The sequence below is a fragment of the Thalassospira sp. CH_XMU1458 genome (assembly GCF_037027205.1).
Classification (GTDB): Bacteria; Pseudomonadota; Alphaproteobacteria; order Rhodospirillales; family Thalassospiraceae; genus Thalassospira; species Thalassospira tepidiphila.
Map to the genome: position 1 here is coordinate 784286 of NZ_JAYMDW010000002.1, position 21032 is coordinate 805317.

Genomic DNA, 21032 nt, shown 5'->3' on the forward strand with positions numbered 1-21032 from the left:
TTGACAACTAAATCAATTGCCTGAGGAATGTGCGTCCGAAGCCATACTATCAATTTCGGCTTCTACAACCTTTGGGAAAGATAGCGTAATCGTAGCTCCGCTTTCAACGCCGTCGGAGAGTATAAGCTCTCCACCATGGTCTTCCATGATTTTCTTTACGATCGCCAATCCAAGCCCGGTTCCCTTTGATCGGGTGGTGACATAGGGCTCGGTCAGGCGTTCGCGATGTTCTGCCGGAAGGCCCTTGCCGTTATCCGACACAGCCACAAAAACGCGTTGATTGTCGGGCGACACCGCGACTGAAATCTCGATCTTGCCAGGTGGCACTTCACCCTCTGTGGGCTTTTCACGGCCTTCAATCGCCTCTGCCGCATTCTTGAGCGTATTGGTCAGGCATTGATTGACCTGATGCGCATCACACGAAATTTGCAGATCTTCGATGCCACTGCGGTCAAAATCATAAGTGATATTGCTGTGCGCCTGTTTTTGCAGGAAGACCGCACTTTTCACCAGCTCACCGATGTTTTCCAATCGCATGGTTGGTGATGGCATGCGGGCAAAGCTGGAAAACTCGTCGACCATCCGCCCGATATCGGAAACCTGTCGGATGATCGTATCGGTACAGGTCGTAAAGACTTCCTGATCATCAGTGATTTGCTTCAGATACCGGCGCTTCAAACGTTCTGCTGAAAGCTGGATCGGTGTCAGCGGGTTTTTGATTTCATGGGCGATACGGCGCGCGACATCAGCCCAGGCTGCCATACGCTGTGCGGTCTGAAGTTCCGTGACATCGTCAAAGGTCACGACATAGCCAAACACCGTGCCATCATCGGCCCATTCCGCTGTCACACGCGCCATCAGCGTCAGGTTAACCCCATCACGGCGAATTTCGATCTGGCGTGGCTTGCTGCGATCTCCGTCGCGGGCAAAATCGTCAAACAGTGGCTGAAACTCCGGAATAACGTCGGTCAGTTCCTGTGCCAGGTAATCCTCAAGATCAACGCCAAGAAGATCCGATGCACTGCGGTTTGGAAGATCAATCTTGCGTGCCGGATCAAGGCCAATCACGCCGGCGGTAACCCCGCCAAGGATGGCCTCGGTAAAGCGACGCCGTTCATCGTTCAGCCGGTTGGCTGCAATCAGTTCATTGCGCTGGGTTTCAAGCTGGGCTGTCATGCGGTTAAACGCACGACTAAGCGCTTCAAGCTCATCGCCCTGCCCGTCAAGCGGCACACGGAAAGACAAATCCCCGTCGCGCACACGTTCCGCGCCGGTAATCAACTGCGACACAGGCTGGACCAAACGGGTTGCCACCATAAGACCCAACGTCACAGCCGCCAAAAGCAGCACAACAGAGATTAGAACGAAGATCATGACAAAGGTAATCACGATCCCCGAACGTTCACCTTCAAGACTCTCATAGGCGTCAACCGCACGCCGCGCCTTGTCGATGCGATCCAGAACGTTGGGGTCGACAAAACGACCAACCAGCAAGAAGGCATCAATAAAGCTTGGGATTTTGGCGATTGCGCGGATGCGGTTATCGCTTGATCCGATCATCAGCACGACGTCTTTCTGCCGTGCTTCATCAAAGACTTCCGGTGGCACCGAAACCTGATTGGTATCGTAGGAAAAACTGTATTCGGATTGGGCGATAATCTGACCGGATCCGTCGACCATCATCACTTCCGGCAACCCGCGCGCCAGCGCCTGATCGGTCAGAAAGTTCGAAATGCGGTCCGGACTGGTCGAGAAATTGACGCCGAAACGCTGCAAGTCACTGGTGGTTGCCAAGGCATCCGCGCGGATCAGTTCCTGATGTTCGCGCAAATAGGCATCGGCAATCACCATACTTTCTTCAACGGCGGTTCTGATGCGGTCGCTAAACCAGCCCTGAATACCGAAATGCAGGAAAAGTGCCGAGAATATTGCAACCACAATCGCCGGTGTCACCGCCACCAGCGAGAACATCAAAACCATACGGGTATGAAGCTTGGCCCCGGCAACGCCGCGCCGCCGTTCCACCCAGATCTGGACAAGCTTGCGCGCCACAAGAGTCGCCAACAGCAACACCAACACGAGGTCGATGTTCAATAGCAACAAAATCAGGCGCGGATCAGGCCGGAATGGCGCCGTCCCCGTCATCGCCAGATAGGTCGCCGTTACCGAAACAAGGGCAGCCGTAACCAATCCGAACGCAAAACGCCGTGACTGTCCCAGCCGCCCCAGAAACCGTACAAAGCCCGACCGCAAGAACCGGTTGGAGATCGAACGGTCGGTATTATTCATTTCGTGCCCCTGACGACTTCCAGTCCAAGATCACGGATTTTCTTGCGCAGCGTATTGCGGTTAAGGCCAAGAACCTCTGCGGCCTTGACCTGATTGCCCCGTGTTGCTTCAAGCGTCACGTTCAAAAGCGGACGCTCCATTTCCCGCAAAATGCGATCATAAAGACCGTTCGCAGGCAGATCATCATCATGGGCATCAAAATACTCGCGAACATGGCGTTCAATGGATTCTGAAAGCGACTGTGGTTCTGCAGTTGGTGTGGCTTCGCTGATATTATTCTCGGAAAACTCGGTCTCGATGACATCGACACCGATGACATCATGCGAATAAAGCGCCGTCAGGCGACGCACCATGTTTTCAAGTTCTCGGATGTTGCCCGGCCAGCGGTGCGCTTTTAGGCGCGCCATCGCCTCGGACGACAGCGTCTTGCGCGGAAGGCCCTCTTCACTGGCCTGCATCAGGAAGTGATTGACCAGTTCCGGAATATCTTCCAGCCGTTCACGCAGCGACGGCAGACGGATCGGCACGACATTCAGGCGATAGAACAAATCTTCACGGAACGTGCCTTCGCGGATCAGCTTGCGCAAATCACGGTGTGTGGCCGCGACAATGCGCACATTGACCCGAATGGGCGTACGCCCGCCAACGCGGGTATATTCGCCTTCCTGCAAAACGCGCAGCAAGCGGGTCTGGGCTTCAAGCGGCATATCGCCGATTTCATCAAGAAACAGCGTACCGCCCTCGGCCTGTTCAAACCGGCCGACCTTGCGTTCGTTTGCACCGGTAAAGGCGCCTTTTTCGTGGCCGAACAGTTCGCTTTCGATCAGTTCGCGCGGGATGGCGGCCATGTTGATGGCAACAAACGGACCATGGCGGCGTCCGCCATATTCATGCAGTGCACGCGCAACCAGTTCCTTGCCCGTACCGCTTTCCCCGGTCACCATCACCGTCAGGTCGGTATTCATCAAACGCGCCAGCGCACGATAAATTTCCTGCATCGCCGGTGAACGGCCGATCAGTGGCAGGCGATCATCGCCCTCCTCATCCTCGGACTTACCGGTTTCATTTGCCTGCGGCGTCTCAAGTGCGCGATCAACAATCCCCATCAACTCATTAAGATCAAACGGTTTTGGAAGATATTCAAATGCGCCGCGCTGCGCGGCCTTCACCGCCGTCATCAGCGTATTCTGAGCACTCATGACAATAACGCGAAGGTCCGGGCGCAGCTTGCGAATGCGCGGCACCATATCCAACCCGTTCTCGTCAGGCATCATCACATCGGTAATCACCAGATCGCCATCCCCATCGGCGATCCAGTCCCAAAGTGTGCGGCCATGGCCAGTGCTTCGGACTTCGTGTCCCTGACGGGACAATGCCTGCGTCAGGACAGTGCGAATGGCCCGATCATCGTCGGCAACCAGAATTCTCGCAGGGCTCGTACTCATGCGGTTTCTTCCCTGTTATTAATTATGATCGGATCAGCGGCCCCCTCGGCCAATGCCCGATTGTAAATTGGCAGCATGATTTGAAACTCTGCACCTCCCCCGGGCACATCTTTCACTTCAATCACACCGCCATGGTCATTGATAATTTTCGCAACCAGCGCAAGGCCAAGTCCCGATCCAGTCGGCTTTGTCGTGACAAACGGGTCAAACAGGCTTTCGCGCATGTCTTGCGGAATACCCGGCCCGTTATCACGCACCGACACCACCAGTGGCAGGTGAACACGTGCGTCACCGCCTGCCACAGCAAGGCGGATACCATGCTGATAGCGGGTCGAAATGGTAATAACCCCATCCTTTGGATCGACCGCCTCACCGGCATTCTTGATCAGATTCAAAAACACCTGAACAAGCTGATCCCGATTGCCAAATACCGGCGGCAACGACGGATCGTAGATTTCTTCGAATGTCAGGTTCTTGGCAAAGCCGTTTTCGGCCAGACGACGCACATGCTCAAGAACCGTATGGATGTTGACAGCGCCACGTTCCAGAGGCTTGTCAGAGAAAATCTCCATCCGGTCAACGAGTTCGACAATGCGGTCGGCTTCATCACAAATCAGGCGTGTCAGCACACGATCATCTTCGTTGCTGGTTTGCTCAAGCAATTGCGCGGCACCACGAATACCCGAAAGCGGGTTTTTGATTTCATGCGCCAGAATGGCCGCCATGGCACTGACAGAGCGTGCAGAGTTTCGGCTCAGCAACTGGTTATCGATCTTTTGCGCGATCGAACGCGGCTCAAAAGTCAGAACCGCACAATCACTGTCATCAGGCATGGACCCGACGGTAAGGTTAACCGTGTGCTTGCCGATTTTGGGGCTTTCGATCAAAAGATTATGATCGGCCACCAAGGTTGCTTCATCAACGGCCTGTCTGATCAGGGAAAAAACAGGGCTGTCCTGCGGGATGAAATCCGTCAGGTCACTGCGGCACAGCACGGCGGCACTTGTGTTAAACAGTTGCTCGGTGGCCTGATTGACGAACTTGATTTTGCCATCCCGGTTGGCCACGACAACAGCACTCGCAATCGCGTTCAGAACGCCGGTCGGGTCGACCCCATTGCCTTTTCCAAATCCCAGTCTCATGCATATCTTCCCCGACAACAGTTTTTGACCGTCGCCATATTATTGTTATGAGGTAATCAGGCGGCTGCCTGATCCAGTTTGATTTCGTTTTCGATCAACGGTTCATAGAACGACCGGATTTGATTTTTGACTTCGGCAGGATCATCCAACACATTGACAACGCGACGAAATTCCGTCGCATTGCGCAGGCTGTTGCAATACCAAGCAAGATGCTTGCGCGCGATGCGCACACCCTGACGGCCATGATGATCAATCATCGCATCATAGTGACGCAGGATGGTCTCAAGCTGAACTTCGAGTGTTGGCGCCGGAAGCTTTTTCCCCGTCGCAAGATAGTGTGACACCTGTGCAAGGAACCACGGGCGCCCCTGAGCCCCACGTCCGATCATGACCCCGTCTGCACCGGATCGTTCAAGCAGTTCCTTGGCGTCTTCTTCGCTGTTTACATCGCCGTTGCCAAGAACCGGGATCGATACCGCTTCCTTGACCAGTGCAATCGCATCCCAGTCGGCATCACCCTTATAGAACTGGCAGCGCGTGCGCCCATGAATGGTCAGCATCGCAATCCCCAGATCCTCGGCAATGCGGGCAAGCTTCGGGGCATTACGGTTATCATCATCCCAGCCAAGACGCATTTTCAACGTCACCGGAACCGACACTGCATCCACCGTCGCCTTGATAATATCGGCGGCCAGCTTTTCATCACGCATCAGTGCCGAACCGGCATAGCCCTTGGTCACCTTCTTGGCCGGGCACCCCATATTGATATCGATGATCATGGCCCCGCGGGCTTCGTTCATCTTGGCTGCTTCGGCCATTTCTTCGGGTTCGGTGCCGGCAAGCTGAACCGAAAGCGGGCTTTCAGCCGCACAATCGCCATGCATTTTACGGACTTCTTTTTCATGCCGCTGGATGCGGGTCATGGCATCCGACGCAATCATTTCGGACACAACAAGATGTCCGCCAAACTGGCGGACCTGTTGTCGAAACGGAAGGTCAGTCACACCTGACATCGGTGCCAGCACAACATTCTCTGGCACATGTACAGAACCGATCTGCAATGACATGAAGGAATTCCAATTGCCTAAAACTTGGGCAGATTAATAAAACTGGCCACGACATGCAACAACTCTCAGCCTGTTGATGCAATTATCGTTGTTTCAAACCTGAAAATTCTAGGAAAATCCGACGAAAGTTCAACATTGCCGGGACTAACCATCCGATCAGGAATGCTTGTACATGCCAGAATAATGACTAGCAATTATGCATACATCAAAAGGATGATCGTAAAAATTGAGCAAGACACAATCTGGCAGGGCTATCTGGTCGTCCTGCTTTCGGGCTAGCCGATAATATAGCCGGTTACCAACCGAACGCCCGGAAACGCCAAGGTCAAAAGCAACCAGGCGCCAAGAACAAAGCGCACGGCCATGCGCCCGCGCAAGGTAGAGCGTTCATGGATAAAGATCAGCACACAAATGGTCGCAAAACCCAGCAAGGTCAGAAGCATCTTGTGGTCGATTTCCCACAGGCTCTGACCTTCAACATACCGAAGCGCAAAGCCCGAAATGATCCCGATGATCAGGATCCAGGCCGACCATTTCAAAAACCCGACCAACATGTATTCACTGTCGCGCAGCGGCGGCAGACGGCGGCTCCAACGGGTCGGCTTGCGTTTTTTCAGGGCGTATTCCTGAACGACATAAGCCATCGCCGCAATCGCTGCCAAAGTCACAAGCGCATAGGTGATCAATGAACTGCCGATATGCGCCCAAAGCCAACCGGAATAAAGTGCCGGCCCATCCACGGTTTCAGCAACGTTGTTACCAAATACCCGGAAGACCGCCGCCAAAACCGCGAAAAGAAGCAGATAGCCGCCGATATACCCAGCCAATCGCCAGACCTGATGCGGGCCCTTGCAAATTACCAGCCCACCGAAAATCAGGATCACCGTTAGTTCCGACCAATGCAGGGCTGCAGCAAAGCCGCGGGACTGAACTTCCTCGCCGGTAACCCCCAGCAACACCATCGTGCCGACAGCCGCCAGACAAATGGATGCATAAAGCCAGATATCACGCCGTGGTTCAGGGCGCATGATCTGTCCGGTCAGGGGCAACAGGGCAAGGATATGGATATATGCTGCAAGCATCTTGAAACCCGTTTCAGTCTCCAGGATCAATCGCGACCCCGATATTGCATTTGCCGACTTGGCAAAACCTCCGCAGAAAGATAGCCTGCGGCGCACTCACGACAAGCCATGGCTTTATGTTTATGACCCAAAAAACAGGCGTTGTCATCGTCGCTGCCGGCAGCGGTAGCAGATTTGGCGACCCGATACCAAAACAATATCACATGCTTGGCGGCAAAAGCATTCTTGCACATTGCATCGAATGCTTTGCACGTCATACCGATCCCGACCTTATTCAGGTGGTCTATAATCCCGCCCATCAGGACTGGTATGAAAGCGCAACAGCGACCTTGGATAAAACCGGATCACTCCCAGCACCAGTGCCAGGTGGTGACACCCGGCAGCAATCGGTTCTGAACGGATTGCGCGCCCTTGAGGCCAAGGGACCGGATATTGTTCTGATCCATGACGCAGCACGCCCGGGGATATCCGATGATGTGATTGATCGGGTTATGACAGCACTTCAGATCCATCCGGGGGCGATACCCACCCTTCCCGTTGCAGACACCATCAAGCAGACAGATCGCGATGGCGTCATCACCAAAACGATTGCACGCGAAACCCTGCAACGTGCGCAAACCCCACAGGGGTTTGATTTCAAAACGATTCTCGATGCGCATCAGAAATTCGAAGGCCAGGAATTTACCGACGATGCAGCCCTGCTTGAGGCCATCGGGCTTGATGTAATCTGTGTTGCCGGCACCACCAACAATGACAAGATCACTCACCGGGATGATTTTGGCCGGGCACAAAGCTGGGCAAATACGACAGACAAGGAAACAGCGCACATGTCGCAAGAAGAATATCGGGCTGGCACCGGATTTGATGTTCATCGCTTCGCGCCCGGGGATCATTGCATCCTTTGCGGGGTAGAAGTCCCGCACAGCGCGCGCCTTGAAGGCCATTCCGACGCCGATGTTGGCCTGCATACCCTGACCGATGCGATTCTGGGCGCGATTGGCGCAGGCGACATTGGCCAACACTTCCCGCCAAGCGACATGCAATGGAAAGGTGCGGCGTCTGACATCTTCCTTAGACACGCGGCCGACCTTGTCCGCAAGCGTGGCGGGCGGATTGTGAATGTCGATGTGACGCTGATCTGTGAACGTCCGAAAATCGGGCCACACACCCCGGCAATGCGTCAAAAAGTCGCGGAAATTCTTGGGATTGATGTGGACCGCGTCAACGTCAAGGCCACGACGACCGAACGACTTGGCTTTACCGGGCGCGAAGAAGGCATTGCCGCACAGGCGGCCGTCAGTGTTGCCCTTCCGATCAACTGATCAACCGCGAAGACCAACAAACAAAGGGCAGGATCAAAATCCTGCCCTTTTGCATTTCAAGGATATGCGCGCGCATCAGAAACTTAGGACGCGGCCTTGTCGCCTTCTTCTTCTGGCAACTGATGCTTCATCAGCACCGGCACCTGCGCCATGCCAAACACCATGGTGATCGGCATAATGCCCCAGACCTTGAAGGCCACCCAGGTATCAGTCGAGAAATTGCGCCAGACGATTTCATTGACCACGGCAAGAAACACAAAGAAGAACGCCCAACGCCAGGTCAGAATGCGCCAACCTTCATCGGTTGCCTTGAACGCGCTTTCCAGAACCAGCTTCAGGAACAGTTTTCTTGCTGCCAGTCCGCCAAACAGGATGCTGGCAAACAGCAAGTTCACAATGGTTGGCTTGATCTTGATGAACAATTCATCATCGAGATACAGCGTCAGGCCACCAAACACGATGACGAACACCCCACCGATCAGCGGCATCACCGGGATGGTTCGCGCCAGCGCATATGACGTCGCGAGTGCTACGACGGTGGCGGCGACGAACACTGCCGTTGCTGTCATCAGGTTGGTCGTTGCATTCACCGCAAAAAACAGGACCAACGGCCCCATTTCGAGGGCCATTTTGGTAAGCTGGTTCATTAACTCGTATCATCCCATGGAATAAATTTGCGCCATCCTAGGGGGCATGCCCACCAGATGCAATCACATCAGCCGTGATCCGGATCCCAATTGGGTTTGCAGCCATGAAACATAGTCGTGATTGCCACGCCCCAACGGGAGCTCAAGAATACAGGGAACCTCATATGGGTGGTGATCTTCGACCCATTGCGCCAATTCAAGCGCCTTTGTTTTTGACGTTTTAAGGATAACCACCACCTCGGTTTCTTCCTCGACATCGCCATCCCATTCATAGATCGCAGTCATATGAGGCAAGACATTGGCACAGGCCGCCAGTTTTTCGCGAATAGCACCACCCGCAATCACACGCGCCATATCCATGTCAGGCACCGTAACATACAGAAATGACATCTCACTTGGTTGGAACTCTTCTGGCGTCATTGCGATTGCTCCATGGTTGATAATCCGTCACACTGATCAGGGTCAGGACCTAACATCCGATGTTTGTATCACCAATCATATCATAACGGTGCGAGGAGTACCGATGACGGGGAAAAAACATTCGAAACCGACCGATGTGCAGCTTGAATGGCTGCGCCGTGGTCTCAGCCAGCCCGGTGGCAAATTGCCGCTTTTTGACGGCAATGGCAAACAGATCAGCGAAAAAACGGTTCGAAGCTGTATTGATCATGGCTGGGCAGCACCGTGGTTTGACAACCCTGTCAAACCCGATTGGCTGATCTGCAAGCTGACAGATGAAGGGCGTCGGGTCGCAAGCGCAGGCAATTAACGTTCCCTCCCCTACGCTTGGCCTGCCAAACCCGCAAAATCCTGACCGATCTGATCCGATCCCGATGATTGCGGGTATCAGACTCATCTTGCTGATGGCAACTGATGGGTAAGGTTCATGCCGATATTGCTGCGAAATATGTTCCGGGTGGTTACTGTTCTGGGTGCATTGCTATGCCTTCCTCTGGCGGCTGCCGCCTCCGACGAAGCGTGGCAGATCTGGCAGTCTGACGGTGTTCATGCCTTGATGCGCCATGCCATTGCGCCGGGCACCGGCGATCCGGCAAACTTCACCCTTGGCGATTGCACGACACAGCGCAATCTGGACGACACCGGCCGCCAACAAGCGCGTCAAACCGGCGATCGCATCCGCGAGATGGGGATTGAACTAACCTCAATCCTGACAAGCCAGTGGTGCCGCTGCGTTGATACCGCACGGTTGCTTGACCTTGGCCAGGTGACCGAGGAGCCCGCACTAAATTCCTTTTTCCGCAATCGCAGCACAGGAGCGGCACAGACCGCCGAAATCAAAGCAAAGCTTGCCAGCCTTTCTGGTGATGAAAAGCTGTTACTGGTGACCCATCAGGTGAACATCACCGCCCTGACCGACATTTTCCCGCGGTCCGGTGAAATCATTCTGTTCAGGATGTCTGATGATGGCAAGGAACTGGACGTGCTTGCGCGCCTGATGCCGTAACATTCCAAGACGCGAAATTTCGCAATAATATCAAAGGGGAGATAATTGGTCGGAGCGAGAGGATTCGAACCTCCGACCCCCTGCACCCCATGCAGGTGCGCTACCAGGCTGCGCCACGCTCCGACCGTAGAGTTGCGCCGTTTGGCGCGGCTCGATAAATAGCGGCGCCACGCCAAAGACGCAAATGGTTTTTATGGATTTTTTTTAACGTCCTGCAGGCCTGTACGCAGGATCGCCTGAAGTTCTTCGAGTTCGCCCAAAACAGCTTTCAGGGCTGTTTTGTCCGGACCGGAGACATTGGTCATTCCAGACACAGTAGCGCCCGGCGCCATATCCGATGCGCCCGTCTCTGCGTCCTGACCGGTTACAGCGATTTCCGATGGCAACTTGCCCTTGTTCTGATCAAGGAGCTTTTGCACCCCCTTGATCGTAAAGCCCTGATCGTGCAGCAGCGTGCGAATATGGGCAAGGAAATCAATGTCTTCTGGACGATAATAACGTCTGCCCCCTGCCCGTTTCATCGGCTGGATCTGGGGAAACTTGGATTCCCAGAACCGCAGGACGTGCTGCTGAAGACCAAGCTCCTTTGCAGCCTCGCTAATTGTACGAAAAGCAGAGTCAGACTTTGCTGTCCGGCGGGAAGTTCCCGCCGCAGCCCCCAAGTTCGTTTTCATGACTTCTTTTTCTTAAGCGTTAATTCGGGCTTTCAGGACCTGTGAAGGCCGGAAGACAAGCACCTTACGCGGAAGGATCGGTACTTCTTCACCCGTTTTCGGGTTTCGTCCGATACGCTGACCTTTTTGACGAACAGAGAAACTTCCGAAAGAGGAAATTTTTACAACTTCGTCCTTGATCAGTGCCGATGAAATTTCATCGAGAACAGTTTCAAGCAGTTGGGCGGATTCATTCCGCGACAGACCAACTTCCTGATAAACGGCTTCCGCGAGATCCGCACGGGTAATCGTTGTTTCCGACATGACAGGCCGCCTCCTAATTACGGGACTTAATTTACAAGGCTATATCTGGTAGCGAAATCACTCAATATCAACAGGATACAATGCTTTTTGACGGAATGTTGTGAAAATTAAGAATTTCACGTGAATTTGTGTCATTCCGTACAAATGGTCCGGCTTTACCAACGCATTAACGATGCGCCCCAGGTAAATCCGCCACCCATGGCTTCCAGCACGACAATATCACCGCGTTTGACACGTCCATCATGGACGGCCTCGGCCAATGCCAATGGGATTGACGCCGCAGACGTGTTAGCGTGACGATCAACCGTCACAACCACCTTATCCTTGGAAATACCAAACTTGCGCGCCGTACTATCGAGAATGCGCTGGTTGGCCTGATGCGGTACCAGCCAGTCAATATCGCCCGGCTCAAGGCCGGTATCGGCCAGAACTTCGCGGATAACGCTTGCAAGGTTTGTCACAGCGTGGCGGAAGACTTCCTGACCTTCCATGCGCAAATGCCCGACGGTCTGGGTCGCAGACGGCCCACCATCGACATAAAGAAGCTCATACTTGCTGCCATCAGAATGCAGACGGTTGGCAAGAATACCAACGTCTTCAATCGTGCCCATGCCTTCAACGGCCTGCACGACGACAGCCCCCGCACCATCCCCAAACAGCACGCAAGTCCGGCGATCTTCCCAATCAAGGATACGCGAAAAAGTCTCCGCCCCGATGACAAGCGCGGTTTTGGCCTGACCGTTACGAATATACATATCCGCCGTCGTCAGCGCATAGATAAAGCCCGAACAAACCGCCTGAACATCAAAGGCGAACCCTTTGACCCCAAGGCGATTTTGCACCTTGGTGGCTGTCGCCGGGAATGTGTTGTCCGGGGTCGCAGTCGCAACAATGATCAGATCGATGTCATCAGATGTGACACCGGCATGTTCCATCGCGCTTTTGGCAGCAGCAAAGGCAAGATCACTGGTGGTTTCACCTTCGGCCGCGATGTGGCGCTGACGAATGCCCGTACGGGCAACAATCCATTCATCTGACGTGTCAACGCGCTTGGCCAGATCATCATTGGTTACAACGTTTGCAGGCAAATATGAACCGCAACCAATAATGCGAGAACGAGTTGTCATGATTTGGGGACCGCCGGTTTTCTGTTTTTCTGGTGGGTTAATCAGTTGGCTTGACCAACAGGAACGGCAACGTCTTCTTGCTCCGCATTTTCAAGGCCGCTCATGGCCTCTTCAAATAGTGCAAGCTCGTGCTTGATGCTGTCATTGAGGTTGTTCACGATCAGATCGTGGCAAACCCCGATGGCGTTGGAAAAACCAAGCGCGTCAGTGCCGCCATGGCTTTTGACCGCAATGCCATTCAGGCCAAGCAACATGGCCCCGTTATAACGGCGCGGATCCATGCGATCACGGAAACGCTGAAGCGAACGACGGGCAAGAAGATAACCGATCTTGGCAAAGAACGAACTTTTGAACGTCTCGCGCAGGAAATGCACCAGCAGACGCGCAGTACCTTCTGCGGTTTTCAGCGCAACGTTGCCGGTAAACCCGTCGGTCACGATCACATCGACCGTCCCCTTGGCCAGGTCATCCCCTTCGACAAAGCCCTCAAAACGGATCGGCAGATCAATGTCGCGCAAAATCGCCGCGGCTTTCTTGACCGACTCATTCCCCTTGAGTTCTTCAATACCAACGTTGAGCAAACCGACAGACGGTTTTTCAAGACCAAACAGGATCCGTGTGAAGACTTCCCCCATCAGGGCAAACTGCACAAGATTGTGTTCGTCACATTCGATGTTTGCGCCAAGGTCAAGCATCACCGTCTCGCCGCGCTGTGTCGGCATATAGGTGGCGATTGCCGGGCGATCGATGCCACGCACAGTTTTCAAAACGAACTTGGCCATCGCCATCAGCGCACCGGTATTCCCGGCAGACACGACACCCTGTGCGTCGCCCTCTTTGACGGCGTTGATGGCAAGACGCATGCTGGAATCACGGCGCTGGCGAAGCGCGACGGAAGGTTTGTCTTCCATCATGACTTCCTGCGAAGCGTGGCGGATGTCGCTGACAGCTTCCAGTGTTGGATATTTGGCCAAAAGCGGTTTGAGTTTCGCTTCATCACCAAACATCAGAAACTTGAGATGGGGCAAACGCTTGAGTGCAATTTCGGCACCAGCCAAAACCATCTCAGGCGCGTGGTCTCCTCCCATCGCGTCAAGTGATATGCAAACCTGTTCAGGCAACGTATTCTCTTATGGTTGTTCTAAAATCTCTGAACCGGATATCCGGCAGGCAAGCCAATAGGCAAAGCTTGTCATCAATGGGCCGGAACGCCCGTAATTACCGGAATTCTCGACCAGATACAAGGTAAAGCACATTCCGGCTGCCCACACCATAACAGCGTGAACGCGATCATAGTGCAGTCAAAATGTGAAATGCCGGTAAATACCGGCATATTCAACAAGCCTAATCATCAGACGTTCCCGCCCGGATGACCACTATTTTTTCTTTTCAAGCTGTTCTTTAAGGCCTGCAAGCTGCGCAAACGGGTTGGGTTTGTCGGCGTCGGCCTCTTCTTCGGTCTGGATCGAGTCCGGCAGCTCTGCATCATCCTTGCGCGGATAAGGGTCCATCGCAACGGCAAGGAACTGTGCAACAACCTCGCCCAGATCAATCATGCCATCAACAAGCGGCTCGGGCTGTTCAAGCAGCGCCATCAATTCGGCTTCCGACAGATTTTCAAGATCGTCCGGGTTTGACGGCATGTCTTCTTCGGAAACATGCGGCGAGAAAAGAACCTCGACCGTATCTTCAACGGTTTCCGGCACGGGCTCGAGTGTTGCGACACAGCGCTGAACGATTTCGGCACTCATCGGGCCACGCACGGTAACTTCGCCGTTTGACGCGGTTTTAACTTCGAGCTCGGCGCGCAAGCTATCAATTGAAACCAGCTCGAACCGTTTTGCCAGTTCGGCACGTTCCTTTTCGTTGGCTTCAATAACAAGTTTCTCTTTGCCACTGACCATTTCATCGGTTTTGACAATACGGGAAAACTCGGGGGTAAAATTATCAGGCATCAGGTCGTTCTTTCTCGTGCGAGTCAGATACAGCAACAGCCGGGACATCGGGAAAATGAACCGCGCCGTTCTGCATTTGCAAAATGGTTTGATTTTCAAGGCTGGTCAGCGCGTCGTGGATATAGCCGACCATCGCCATAAGTTGTTCATTGCTAACATTACAGTCAGCGTAAAGATTACGGTCCAGTGCGGCGGCAAGCTCGGCTGCGCCAGACTGAACACCTTCTTCATAGGCAACAATGCGCCCATGGTAGGATTCAGACATCTTGCGGATCCGTTTCAGGATACCGACATCGCCGATCCCCATTTCACGCATGTTCTGATCAAGATCAGAAAACATCACATCAAAGATGCGCTGTGCAAGATCACGGTCACCATCATCGGCCTTCAAACGGCGAAACAGGATGAATGCATGAACGAGAATAAGGTCAAAGCGCCCTTCCATCTTATCGGGAACGCCAAGCTTTGCGTAGAAGTCCGGTTGGCGCGCCTGGGTTACCATTGCCGTGTAAAGCTCGAACGCAGCAGTTTGCTTGCGGTCTTTTTTCTTAAGCCATCCAAACAACAGTAACACTCCTTCGTTGACATTCCTGTCGTGGCACGCAGAATGCCGTAAATCTCATTGGGGCATGTCTGCCCCATGCATTGCCCGGCAATATCATGCGCCTCGCGCAGAAACTCAAGGCAATTCCGGTTTCGCTTCAAGAAGAGGGTCGCTCAGGTGAGCTTCATGGATAATAAAACTACCCGCATTCCCCTGATCATGCTGGCAGGGCTGGCTATTGCCTTTGTCGCTGCCTGCAGCCCCAGAATTGCGACCCGCGGCCACGCGCCGGACCCAGAACAGCTTGAACAGATCTCTGTCGGAGAATCGACCAAGGGTGATGTCACCAATATTCTGGGATCGCCATCATCGGTTGCCGCCTTTGACGAAAATGTCTGGCTTTATATTTCCAGTGTGACCGAGACCGTTGCGTTCTTCGAACCCGAAACCGTCCAGCAGAAAGTGATTCTGATCAGCTTCGATGCGGCCAATCGCGTCGAAATCCTGAGTGAATATGACCTCGAAGACGGCAAGCCGGTTATCCCGACGGACCGCGTTACACCGACTGCCGGTCGTGAAATCACCATCCTGCAACAGCTGTTCGGCAACCTCGGCCGCTTCAGCGAGCAGAAATAAGCCGCCTGAGCAGATTAAGAGATCTGTCGTTACTTAAAATGGTCGAACCCGCCATCTGCGAGTTCGGCCATTTTTCCATCCGTCCCGATCAACGACACCACCCCAACTTCATCCGTCACCCCACCGATGACGGTGAAGGCATCACCCAGGGCAGCAACATCGTCGGGTGCGCCCGCAATCAGAAGTTCGTAATCATCACCGCCCGCAAGAATGCGCGACCACTGGTCGTCATCACCATCCAACACAGCCCGTGCCGCCTTAGATAGCGGAACAGCATCGCGGTTGATCACAAGACCGACACCCGAAGCAGAGCAAATTTTGCGACAATCACCTGCAAGCCCGTCGGAAATATCCATGGCAGCCAGGCGTCGTTTCGATGCGATACAGGCCGCACTTTCCGTCATCCGCGGCTGCGGCAACCAATAACGGTCTTTCAGGAACTCGGCCAAATCCGGTGCAAGATCGGGAAATTCACCGTTCAGTAGCGCCAGCCCCAAGGCCGCATTACCCAACGTTCCGGTGACGGCCAAAACATCGCCCGGCTTTGCCAGATCACGTCGCAGGGCCCTGCCCGTTGGAACATAGCCAAATGCCGTCAGACTGAAGAATGTCGGTCCCGGCGTTGCAACCGTATCTCCGCCCCAAAGTGAAACATCATAAGCCGCACAGTCTTCGCCAAAGCCCTTGGCAAATCGCGCAACCCAGTCATCAGAAAGATCGCGATTATAACCCGAACTCAAGACGACGCCGCCCGGTCGGGCGCCCATGGCCGCCAAGTCCGACAGGTTCACGCGCAGAACTTTCTTCGCGATCAGTTCCGGTTCATCAATGCTTCGGAAATGGACATCAGCCACCAGCGCATCGGTTGTGACAACAACCTCGTGCCCGGCTGGTGGTGAAAATACGGCCGCATCATCCTTCAAAGACAATGCGGCCGGATCACTTTGCGCAATGGGCGCAAAATGGCGCGCGATCAGTTCAAATTCGCTAGATCGCGCTGCCATATCAATTCTGTCCGGCTTCACCGGGACGCAAGGTTTTCCCGATGCGATCCAGCACGGCATTGACCAGCTTCGGTTCGTTCTCGTCAAAGAACGAATGGGCTGCGTCGACATATTCCGTGATGACAACCCGCATCGGCACGTCTTCACGTGCGATCAGTTCATACGTGCCCGCACGCAAGATGCTGCGCAGGACCGTCTCAAGACGCTGCGTGGTCCAGCCCTTTTCAAGCGCACCATTGATCAGCGCATCAAGATCAACCATGCGCGCGGCAACACCCTGAACCAGATCGGCGAAAAAGCCGCGATCCGGATCGATCAGGTCTTCGTTTGGCACATCAAGATCGCGACCACCCGTACCATCAAGGCGGAAGTCGGAATATTCGCGCACGATATCAGCGGCAGGCAGCTGCGAAAGCTCTGCCTGGTAAAGCGCCTGAATAGCGGCAAAACGCGCCGCGCTGCGCCGTTGTGCGGCTGATGCCTTTGATTTCTCGGTCATTACTTGTGATGTATTCCAAAGTGGTTTTGAACTTCAATCTGACGCAGAACAGCTTTGGCAGCCTCGCCGCCCTTGTTCTTTTCGTCAGCCTTGGCCCGTGCAAGTGCCTGCGCCTCGTTCTCGACAGTCAGGATGCCATTGCCGATTGCCAGGTTGTAGTCAAGGCAAAGCTGCATCAGCGCACGGTTGGCTTCTTCGCAAATGTGGTCGTAATGCGTGGTTTCGCCACGGATAACACACCCCAGCGCAAGATAACCGTCATAGCGCGGACCGGTGGCCAGTTCTTCCATCGACTGCACAGCATAACGGATGGTAATTGGCACTTCAAACGCACCCGCGACCGAAATTCGGTCCCATGTCGCGCCACCAGCTTGCAGCGTCGAAGCTGCCCCTTTGACAAGGTCTTCGACGATATGCGTGTAATACGGCGCATCCACAATCAGAATGTGGGGGGCGTTGCTCATGATTTTATTCCTCCGAGACGACAAGCGGACGCTGATCAACCAGATTTAGACCGAAGCCGTCAAGTCCTACAATGTGGCGTTTGGTATTTGAAAGCAGAATCATGTCGCGAATGCCAAGATCATGCAAGATTTGCGCGCCGACACCATAGTCTCGCAAATCGCCATCACCGTTTTCATTCGCCAGTTCCTGACGCAGGGCATCGCCATCACCGCCATTCATCTCGATCAGTTTGGCAATCGATGCAGAAAGCGTGTTCGGACGCGGTTCACGGATCAGGACAACCACACCACGCCCCTCCTCGCCGATCTGGCGCATGGCGGCCGAAAGTTGGCCCTGATGGCCCGTTTGCGTATCGCCCAATACATCTTCTATCACATTTAGGGCGTGCACACGGGTCAGAACCGGCGCATCATCAGAAATATCACCTTTGACCAGTGCAATATGTTCGGCATAGGTGACGTTGTTAACGTAAAGATGCATGTCAAACTCGCCGCCATTCACACTTTTGATCTTGGTGGTGGCCTTACGCTGAACGACCTTTTCATGCTTGCGGCGATAACGGATCAGATCGGCAATCTGTGCGATCTTGAGATTGTGCTTCTTGGCAAACTCGACCAGTTCTGGCAATCGCGCCATTTCACCCGAATCACTCATGATTTCACAAATCACACCAGACGGGTTCAGGCCCGCAAGGCGCGCGATATCAACAGACGCCTCTGTGTGACCGGCACGTACCAAAACCCCACCCGGACGGGCACGAAGCGGAAATACATGCCCCGGTGTCACGATATCGTGGCGACCGGCATTGGGATCAATCGCAACGGCCACAGTCCGCGCACGGTCAGGGGCGGAAATACCGGTAGTGACGCCAGTCTTGGCTTCGATCGATACGGTAAAGGCTGTTTCGTGGCGCGTGCCGTTATGCGCACTCATCATGGTCAGGCCAAGCTCGTCGCAGCGCTCCGATTCAAGCGTCAGACAAATCAGGCCGCGACCATGGGTTGCCATGAAGTTGATGGCATCGGGCGTTGCCATCTGGGCCGGAATAACCAGATCGCCCTCGTTTTCGCGGTCCTCGTCATCGACAAGAATAAACATCCGGCCATTGCGGGCTTCTTCGATAACGTCTTCGATTGGCGAAAGATAATTATGCGACATTGTTGATCAATCCTTGCCCAGCATGCGCGCGACGTAGCGTGCCAGCATATCGATTTCAAAGTTGATCCGGTCGCCCGGTTTCTTTGAACCCAATGTAGTTTCGTTTTGGGTATGCGGTATCAGATTGATACCAAATGTGTTTCCGTCAACCTCGTTGACAGTCAATGACACACCTTCAAGTGTCACCGATCCCTTGGATGCGATATATTTCGCAAAGGCTTCGGGCACTTCGAATGTCAGGCGCAATGAATCACCCTCTGGCACGCGTTTGGTCAGCGTTGCGACCCCGTCGACATGCCCGGATACGATGTGACCACCCAACTCATCGCCGACACGCGTTGCCTGCTCGAGATTGACCTTGGATCCGACAACAAGATCACCCAGTGTCGTCCGCGACAGGCTTTCTGCCGATGCCTCGATGGCAAACCAGTCACCCCCGGTTTCGATCACGGTCATGCAGGCACCATTGCACGCAATTGATGCCCCCAAAACGATCTTTGAGGTATCAAACGATGTGGTGAACTCAAACCGGGTGTCGCCGGTTTTCTTGATTGCACGAACGGTTGCGATGTCGGTGATGATGCCAGTGAACATTCATTTATTCCGTTATTTTATCGTAGGTTACCGCAATATCCGCACCCACTTCACGAACTGAAGTACGTTTGAAATGCGGTGCGTCGGCAAGCTGTTTCAAACCAAGATCTGCAATCATTGCCTTGCCGTCGCCACCAATCAACGATGGCGCGACGAAATGAATGATACGATCGACAACACCCGCCCCGATCAAACCGGCGGCAAGATTTCCGCCACTTTCAACAAGGACACGCGTCAGACCTTCATCTGCCAGCGTACGCAGCACATCATGTAGGTCCAAATGATCATCTGCGCATCCTGCAGAAATCACTTTTACCGCAGTTCTTTCAAATTTTTCCGATAGTTCGGCGAAATTCTTGTCGGCTGTCACCAGCCATGTCGGCACGTCGTCGGCCGTCTGGACAAGCCTGGTAGTAACCGACACGTCGCCTGCGCGATCCAGAATGATACGCACCGGGGATTGATGGCTCAGCCCGGCAAGGCGACAGGTTAAACTTGGATCATCGGCGATGACCGTCTTGGCACCGACCAGAATGGCGTCATGGTTCGCGCGCAGCATGTGACCGGCTTCGCGAGCGCTGGCACCTGTAATCCACTGGCTTTCGCCATTGGCAGTGGCAGATCGCGCATCAAGGGTCGATGCCAGTTTAAGGGTGATAAACGGACGGGAACGCTCGGCCTTGGACAGGAAGCCTTCATTCACACGGCGGGCATCAATGGCATAAAGCCCGACATCAACCTGAATACCCGCCTCACGCAACATTTCATGCCCCTTGCCCGACACACGCGGATCCGGATCGGTCAGCGCGCTGACAACGCGCGACACACCGGCTTCAATCAGGCCGGTTGCACAGGGTGGCGTTTTGCCAACATGGCTACACGGCTCAAGGGTGACATAGGCGGTTGCACCGCGGGCCAAGGGACCGGCCACTTCAAGGGCAACACGTTCGGCATGCGGGCGGCCACCGGGTTGTGTGTGACCACGGCCAACAATCGCGCCATCAGAAGAAACAAGGACACAGCCAACCGACGGGTTCGGCCAGACATTTCCCAAACCGCGTTTTGACAGGCTCAATGCGACCCGCATGAAATGCCGGTCGTCTTCGCTAAACGCGGGGGCTGTCATTACTCTGCGTCCGCCTCTTCTTCCCCATCATGCATTTTTTCGACGAATTGTTCGAAATCGCGGGCTTCACGGAAATTCTTGTACACCGAAGCGTAGCGTACATAAGCCACCTGATCGAGGGCATTCAGCGCCTCCATCACCATTTCGCCAATGGTATCGGTGGAAATGTCGCTTTCGCCACTGCTTTCAAGACGGCGTTGGATGCCATTAAGGGCCTTTTCAACACGTTCGTCTTCAATCGGGCGTTTGCGACAGGCAAGAAAGATCGACCGCGCCAATTTGTCGCGGTCGAACAATTCGCGTTGCCCATCTGTTTTCACAACCATCAATTCACGCAACTGGACACGTTCAAATGTCGTGAAGCGCGACCCGCAGGCAGGACAGAACCGGCGACGGCGAATGGCATGATGCTCTTCGGTCGGACGGGAGTCCTTAACCTGGGTATCGGTATGTCCGCAAAACGGGCAACGCATATTTTTATCTAAGCC

Annotated in this window: 24 protein-coding genes and 1 tRNA gene; 4 read left to right on the forward strand and 21 right to left on the reverse strand. The window is 54.2% G+C overall.

The annotated features are described in order from the left end of the window. Positions 1-12: 12 nt before the first annotated feature. From WBY09_RS11050 to ccsA, 5 genes are all read right to left on the reverse strand, one after another. Entirely contained in the window at positions 13-2289 is a 2277-nt protein-coding gene (locus WBY09_RS11050) for a sensor histidine kinase NtrY-like (RefSeq protein ID WP_336232724.1), read from the reverse strand. Next, the gene (gene ntrC / locus WBY09_RS11055; RefSeq protein ID WP_336232725.1) at positions 2286-3734 is read right to left on the reverse strand and encodes a nitrogen regulation protein NR(I); all 1449 of its coding nucleotides are present in this window, start codon (positions 3732-3734) and stop codon (positions 2286-2288) included. Before ntrC ends, WBY09_RS11050 begins: the two co-directional genes overlap by 4 nt. Beyond that, on the reverse strand, positions 3731-4876 hold the full coding sequence (locus tag WBY09_RS11060) for a two-component system sensor histidine kinase NtrB (protein WP_008891088.1): 1146 nt from the start codon (positions 4874-4876) through the stop codon (positions 3731-3733). Before WBY09_RS11060 ends, ntrC begins: the two co-directional genes overlap by 4 nt. A 56-nt stretch (positions 4877-4932) precedes the next feature. Beyond that, positions 4933-5943, reverse strand: coding sequence for a tRNA dihydrouridine synthase DusB (dusB, locus tag WBY09_RS11065; RefSeq protein WP_336232726.1), 1011 nt, complete (start codon positions 5941-5943; stop codon positions 4933-4935). Positions 5944-6218: 275 nt separating this feature from the next. Next, positions 6219-7025: a cytochrome c biogenesis protein CcsA gene (ccsA, locus tag WBY09_RS11070; protein ID WP_063089477.1), complete on the reverse strand. Its 807-nt coding sequence runs from the start codon at positions 7023-7025 to the stop codon at positions 6219-6221. Positions 7026-7141: 116 nt separating this feature from the next. On the opposite strand from ccsA, the gene WBY09_RS11075 reads away from it, so the two are divergent. Continuing rightward, on the forward strand, positions 7142-8347 hold the full coding sequence (locus tag WBY09_RS11075; RefSeq protein ID WP_336232727.1) for a bifunctional 2-C-methyl-D-erythritol 4-phosphate cytidylyltransferase/2-C-methyl-D-erythritol 2,4-cyclodiphosphate synthase: 1206 nt from the start codon (positions 7142-7144) through the stop codon (positions 8345-8347). Between the two features lie 83 nt (positions 8348-8430). Here the strand turns inward: WBY09_RS11075 and WBY09_RS11080 are convergent, their stop codons facing one another. Both WBY09_RS11080 and cutA read right to left on the reverse strand, forming a co-directional pair. Further along, positions 8431-8994 (reverse strand): septation protein A, encoded by a 564-nt coding sequence (locus tag WBY09_RS11080; protein WP_120226037.1) that lies wholly within the window; start codon positions 8992-8994, stop codon positions 8431-8433. 63 nt (positions 8995-9057) lie between these two features. Next, on the reverse strand, positions 9058-9414 hold the full coding sequence (cutA, locus tag WBY09_RS11085; protein WP_008891093.1) for a divalent-cation tolerance protein CutA: 357 nt from the start codon (positions 9412-9414) through the stop codon (positions 9058-9060). A gap of 103 nt (positions 9415-9517) precedes the next feature. Between cutA and WBY09_RS11090 the strand changes: the two genes are divergently transcribed. Together WBY09_RS11090 and WBY09_RS11095 are read left to right on the forward strand one after the other, a co-directional pair. Then, a complete protein-coding gene (locus WBY09_RS11090) occupies positions 9518-9763 on the forward strand; it encodes a hypothetical protein (RefSeq protein ID WP_064781426.1) in 246 nt (81 codons plus the stop codon). Between the two features lie 117 nt (positions 9764-9880). Continuing rightward, positions 9881-10459 (forward strand): histidine phosphatase family protein, encoded by a 579-nt coding sequence (locus tag WBY09_RS11095; protein ID WP_336232728.1) that lies wholly within the window; start codon positions 9881-9883, stop codon positions 10457-10459. Positions 10460-10505: 46 nt separating this feature from the next. On the opposite strand, the gene WBY09_RS11100 is transcribed toward WBY09_RS11095, so the two are convergent. The 7 genes from WBY09_RS11100 to WBY09_RS11130 all read right to left on the reverse strand — a co-directional run bounded on the left by WBY09_RS11100 (position 10506) and on the right by WBY09_RS11130 (position 15083). Beyond that, positions 10506-10582 (reverse strand) — tRNA-Pro (locus WBY09_RS11100). A 68-nt stretch (positions 10583-10650) separates the two neighbouring features. Beyond that, entirely contained in the window at positions 10651-11133 is a 483-nt protein-coding gene (locus WBY09_RS11105; RefSeq protein ID WP_336232729.1) for a MerR family transcriptional regulator, read from the reverse strand. 12 nt (positions 11134-11145) lie between these two features. Beyond that, positions 11146-11436 (reverse strand): integration host factor subunit alpha, encoded by a 291-nt coding sequence (locus WBY09_RS11110; protein WP_008891097.1) that lies wholly within the window; start codon positions 11434-11436, stop codon positions 11146-11148. A gap of 155 nt (positions 11437-11591) precedes the next feature. Next, the gene (locus WBY09_RS11115; protein ID WP_336232730.1) at positions 11592-12563 is read right to left on the reverse strand and encodes a beta-ketoacyl-ACP synthase III; all 972 of its coding nucleotides are present in this window, start codon (positions 12561-12563) and stop codon (positions 11592-11594) included. Between the two features lie 41 nt (positions 12564-12604). Next, positions 12605-13684 carry a phosphate acyltransferase PlsX gene (gene plsX / locus WBY09_RS11120; RefSeq protein ID WP_063089467.1) on the reverse strand — a complete coding sequence of 360 codons (1080 nt, stop codon included), beginning with the start codon at positions 13682-13684 and terminating at the stop codon, positions 12605-12607. A gap of 255 nt (positions 13685-13939) precedes the next feature. Beyond that, positions 13940-14518, reverse strand: a complete 579-nt coding sequence (locus WBY09_RS11125; protein ID WP_008891100.1) for a YceD family protein — start codon at positions 14516-14518, stop codon at positions 13940-13942. Beyond that, entirely contained in the window at positions 14511-15083 is a 573-nt protein-coding gene (locus WBY09_RS11130; protein ID WP_008891101.1) for a ubiquinol-cytochrome C chaperone family protein, read from the reverse strand. Before WBY09_RS11130 ends, WBY09_RS11125 begins: the two co-directional genes overlap by 8 nt. A 165-nt stretch (positions 15084-15248) precedes the next feature. Between WBY09_RS11130 and WBY09_RS11135 the strand changes: the two genes are divergently transcribed. Beyond that, positions 15249-15698: an outer membrane protein assembly factor BamE gene (locus WBY09_RS11135; protein ID WP_008891102.1), complete on the forward strand. Its 450-nt coding sequence runs from the start codon at positions 15249-15251 to the stop codon at positions 15696-15698. A 29-nt stretch (positions 15699-15727) separates the two neighbouring features. Here the strand turns inward: WBY09_RS11135 and thiL are convergent, their stop codons facing one another. Genes thiL through nrdR form a run of 7 tightly spaced genes read right to left on the reverse strand, consistent with a single transcriptional unit; the run spans position 15728 to position 21017 of the window. Further along, positions 15728-16702, reverse strand: coding sequence for a thiamine-phosphate kinase (gene thiL / locus WBY09_RS11140; RefSeq protein ID WP_336232731.1), 975 nt, complete (start codon positions 16700-16702; stop codon positions 15728-15730). A gap of 1 nt (position 16703) precedes the next feature. Next, complete coding sequence (gene nusB, locus WBY09_RS11145) at positions 16704-17201, reverse strand: transcription antitermination factor NusB (RefSeq protein WP_063089462.1); 498 nt, start codon at positions 17199-17201, stop codon at positions 16704-16706. Next, on the reverse strand, positions 17201-17665 hold the full coding sequence (gene ribH / locus WBY09_RS11150) for a 6,7-dimethyl-8-ribityllumazine synthase (protein WP_008891105.1): 465 nt from the start codon (positions 17663-17665) through the stop codon (positions 17201-17203). The genes nusB and ribH overlap by 1 nt, the downstream gene beginning before the upstream one ends. Before the next feature lie 4 nt (positions 17666-17669). Then, positions 17670-18824 carry a 3,4-dihydroxy-2-butanone-4-phosphate synthase gene (gene ribB, locus WBY09_RS11155; RefSeq protein WP_336232732.1) on the reverse strand — a complete coding sequence of 385 codons (1155 nt, stop codon included), beginning with the start codon at positions 18822-18824 and terminating at the stop codon, positions 17670-17672. A gap of 6 nt (positions 18825-18830) precedes the next feature. Then, positions 18831-19418 carry a riboflavin synthase gene (locus tag WBY09_RS11160; RefSeq protein WP_336232733.1) on the reverse strand — a complete coding sequence of 196 codons (588 nt, stop codon included), beginning with the start codon at positions 19416-19418 and terminating at the stop codon, positions 18831-18833. A 4-nt stretch (positions 19419-19422) separates the two neighbouring features. Continuing rightward, positions 19423-20544, reverse strand: coding sequence for a bifunctional diaminohydroxyphosphoribosylaminopyrimidine deaminase/5-amino-6-(5-phosphoribosylamino)uracil reductase RibD (ribD, locus tag WBY09_RS11165; protein ID WP_336232734.1), 1122 nt, complete (start codon positions 20542-20544; stop codon positions 19423-19425). Next, a complete protein-coding gene (nrdR, locus tag WBY09_RS11170; protein WP_008891109.1) occupies positions 20544-21017 on the reverse strand; it encodes a transcriptional regulator NrdR in 474 nt (157 codons plus the stop codon). Before nrdR ends, ribD begins: the two co-directional genes overlap by 1 nt. Positions 21018-21032: the final 15 nt, after the last annotated feature.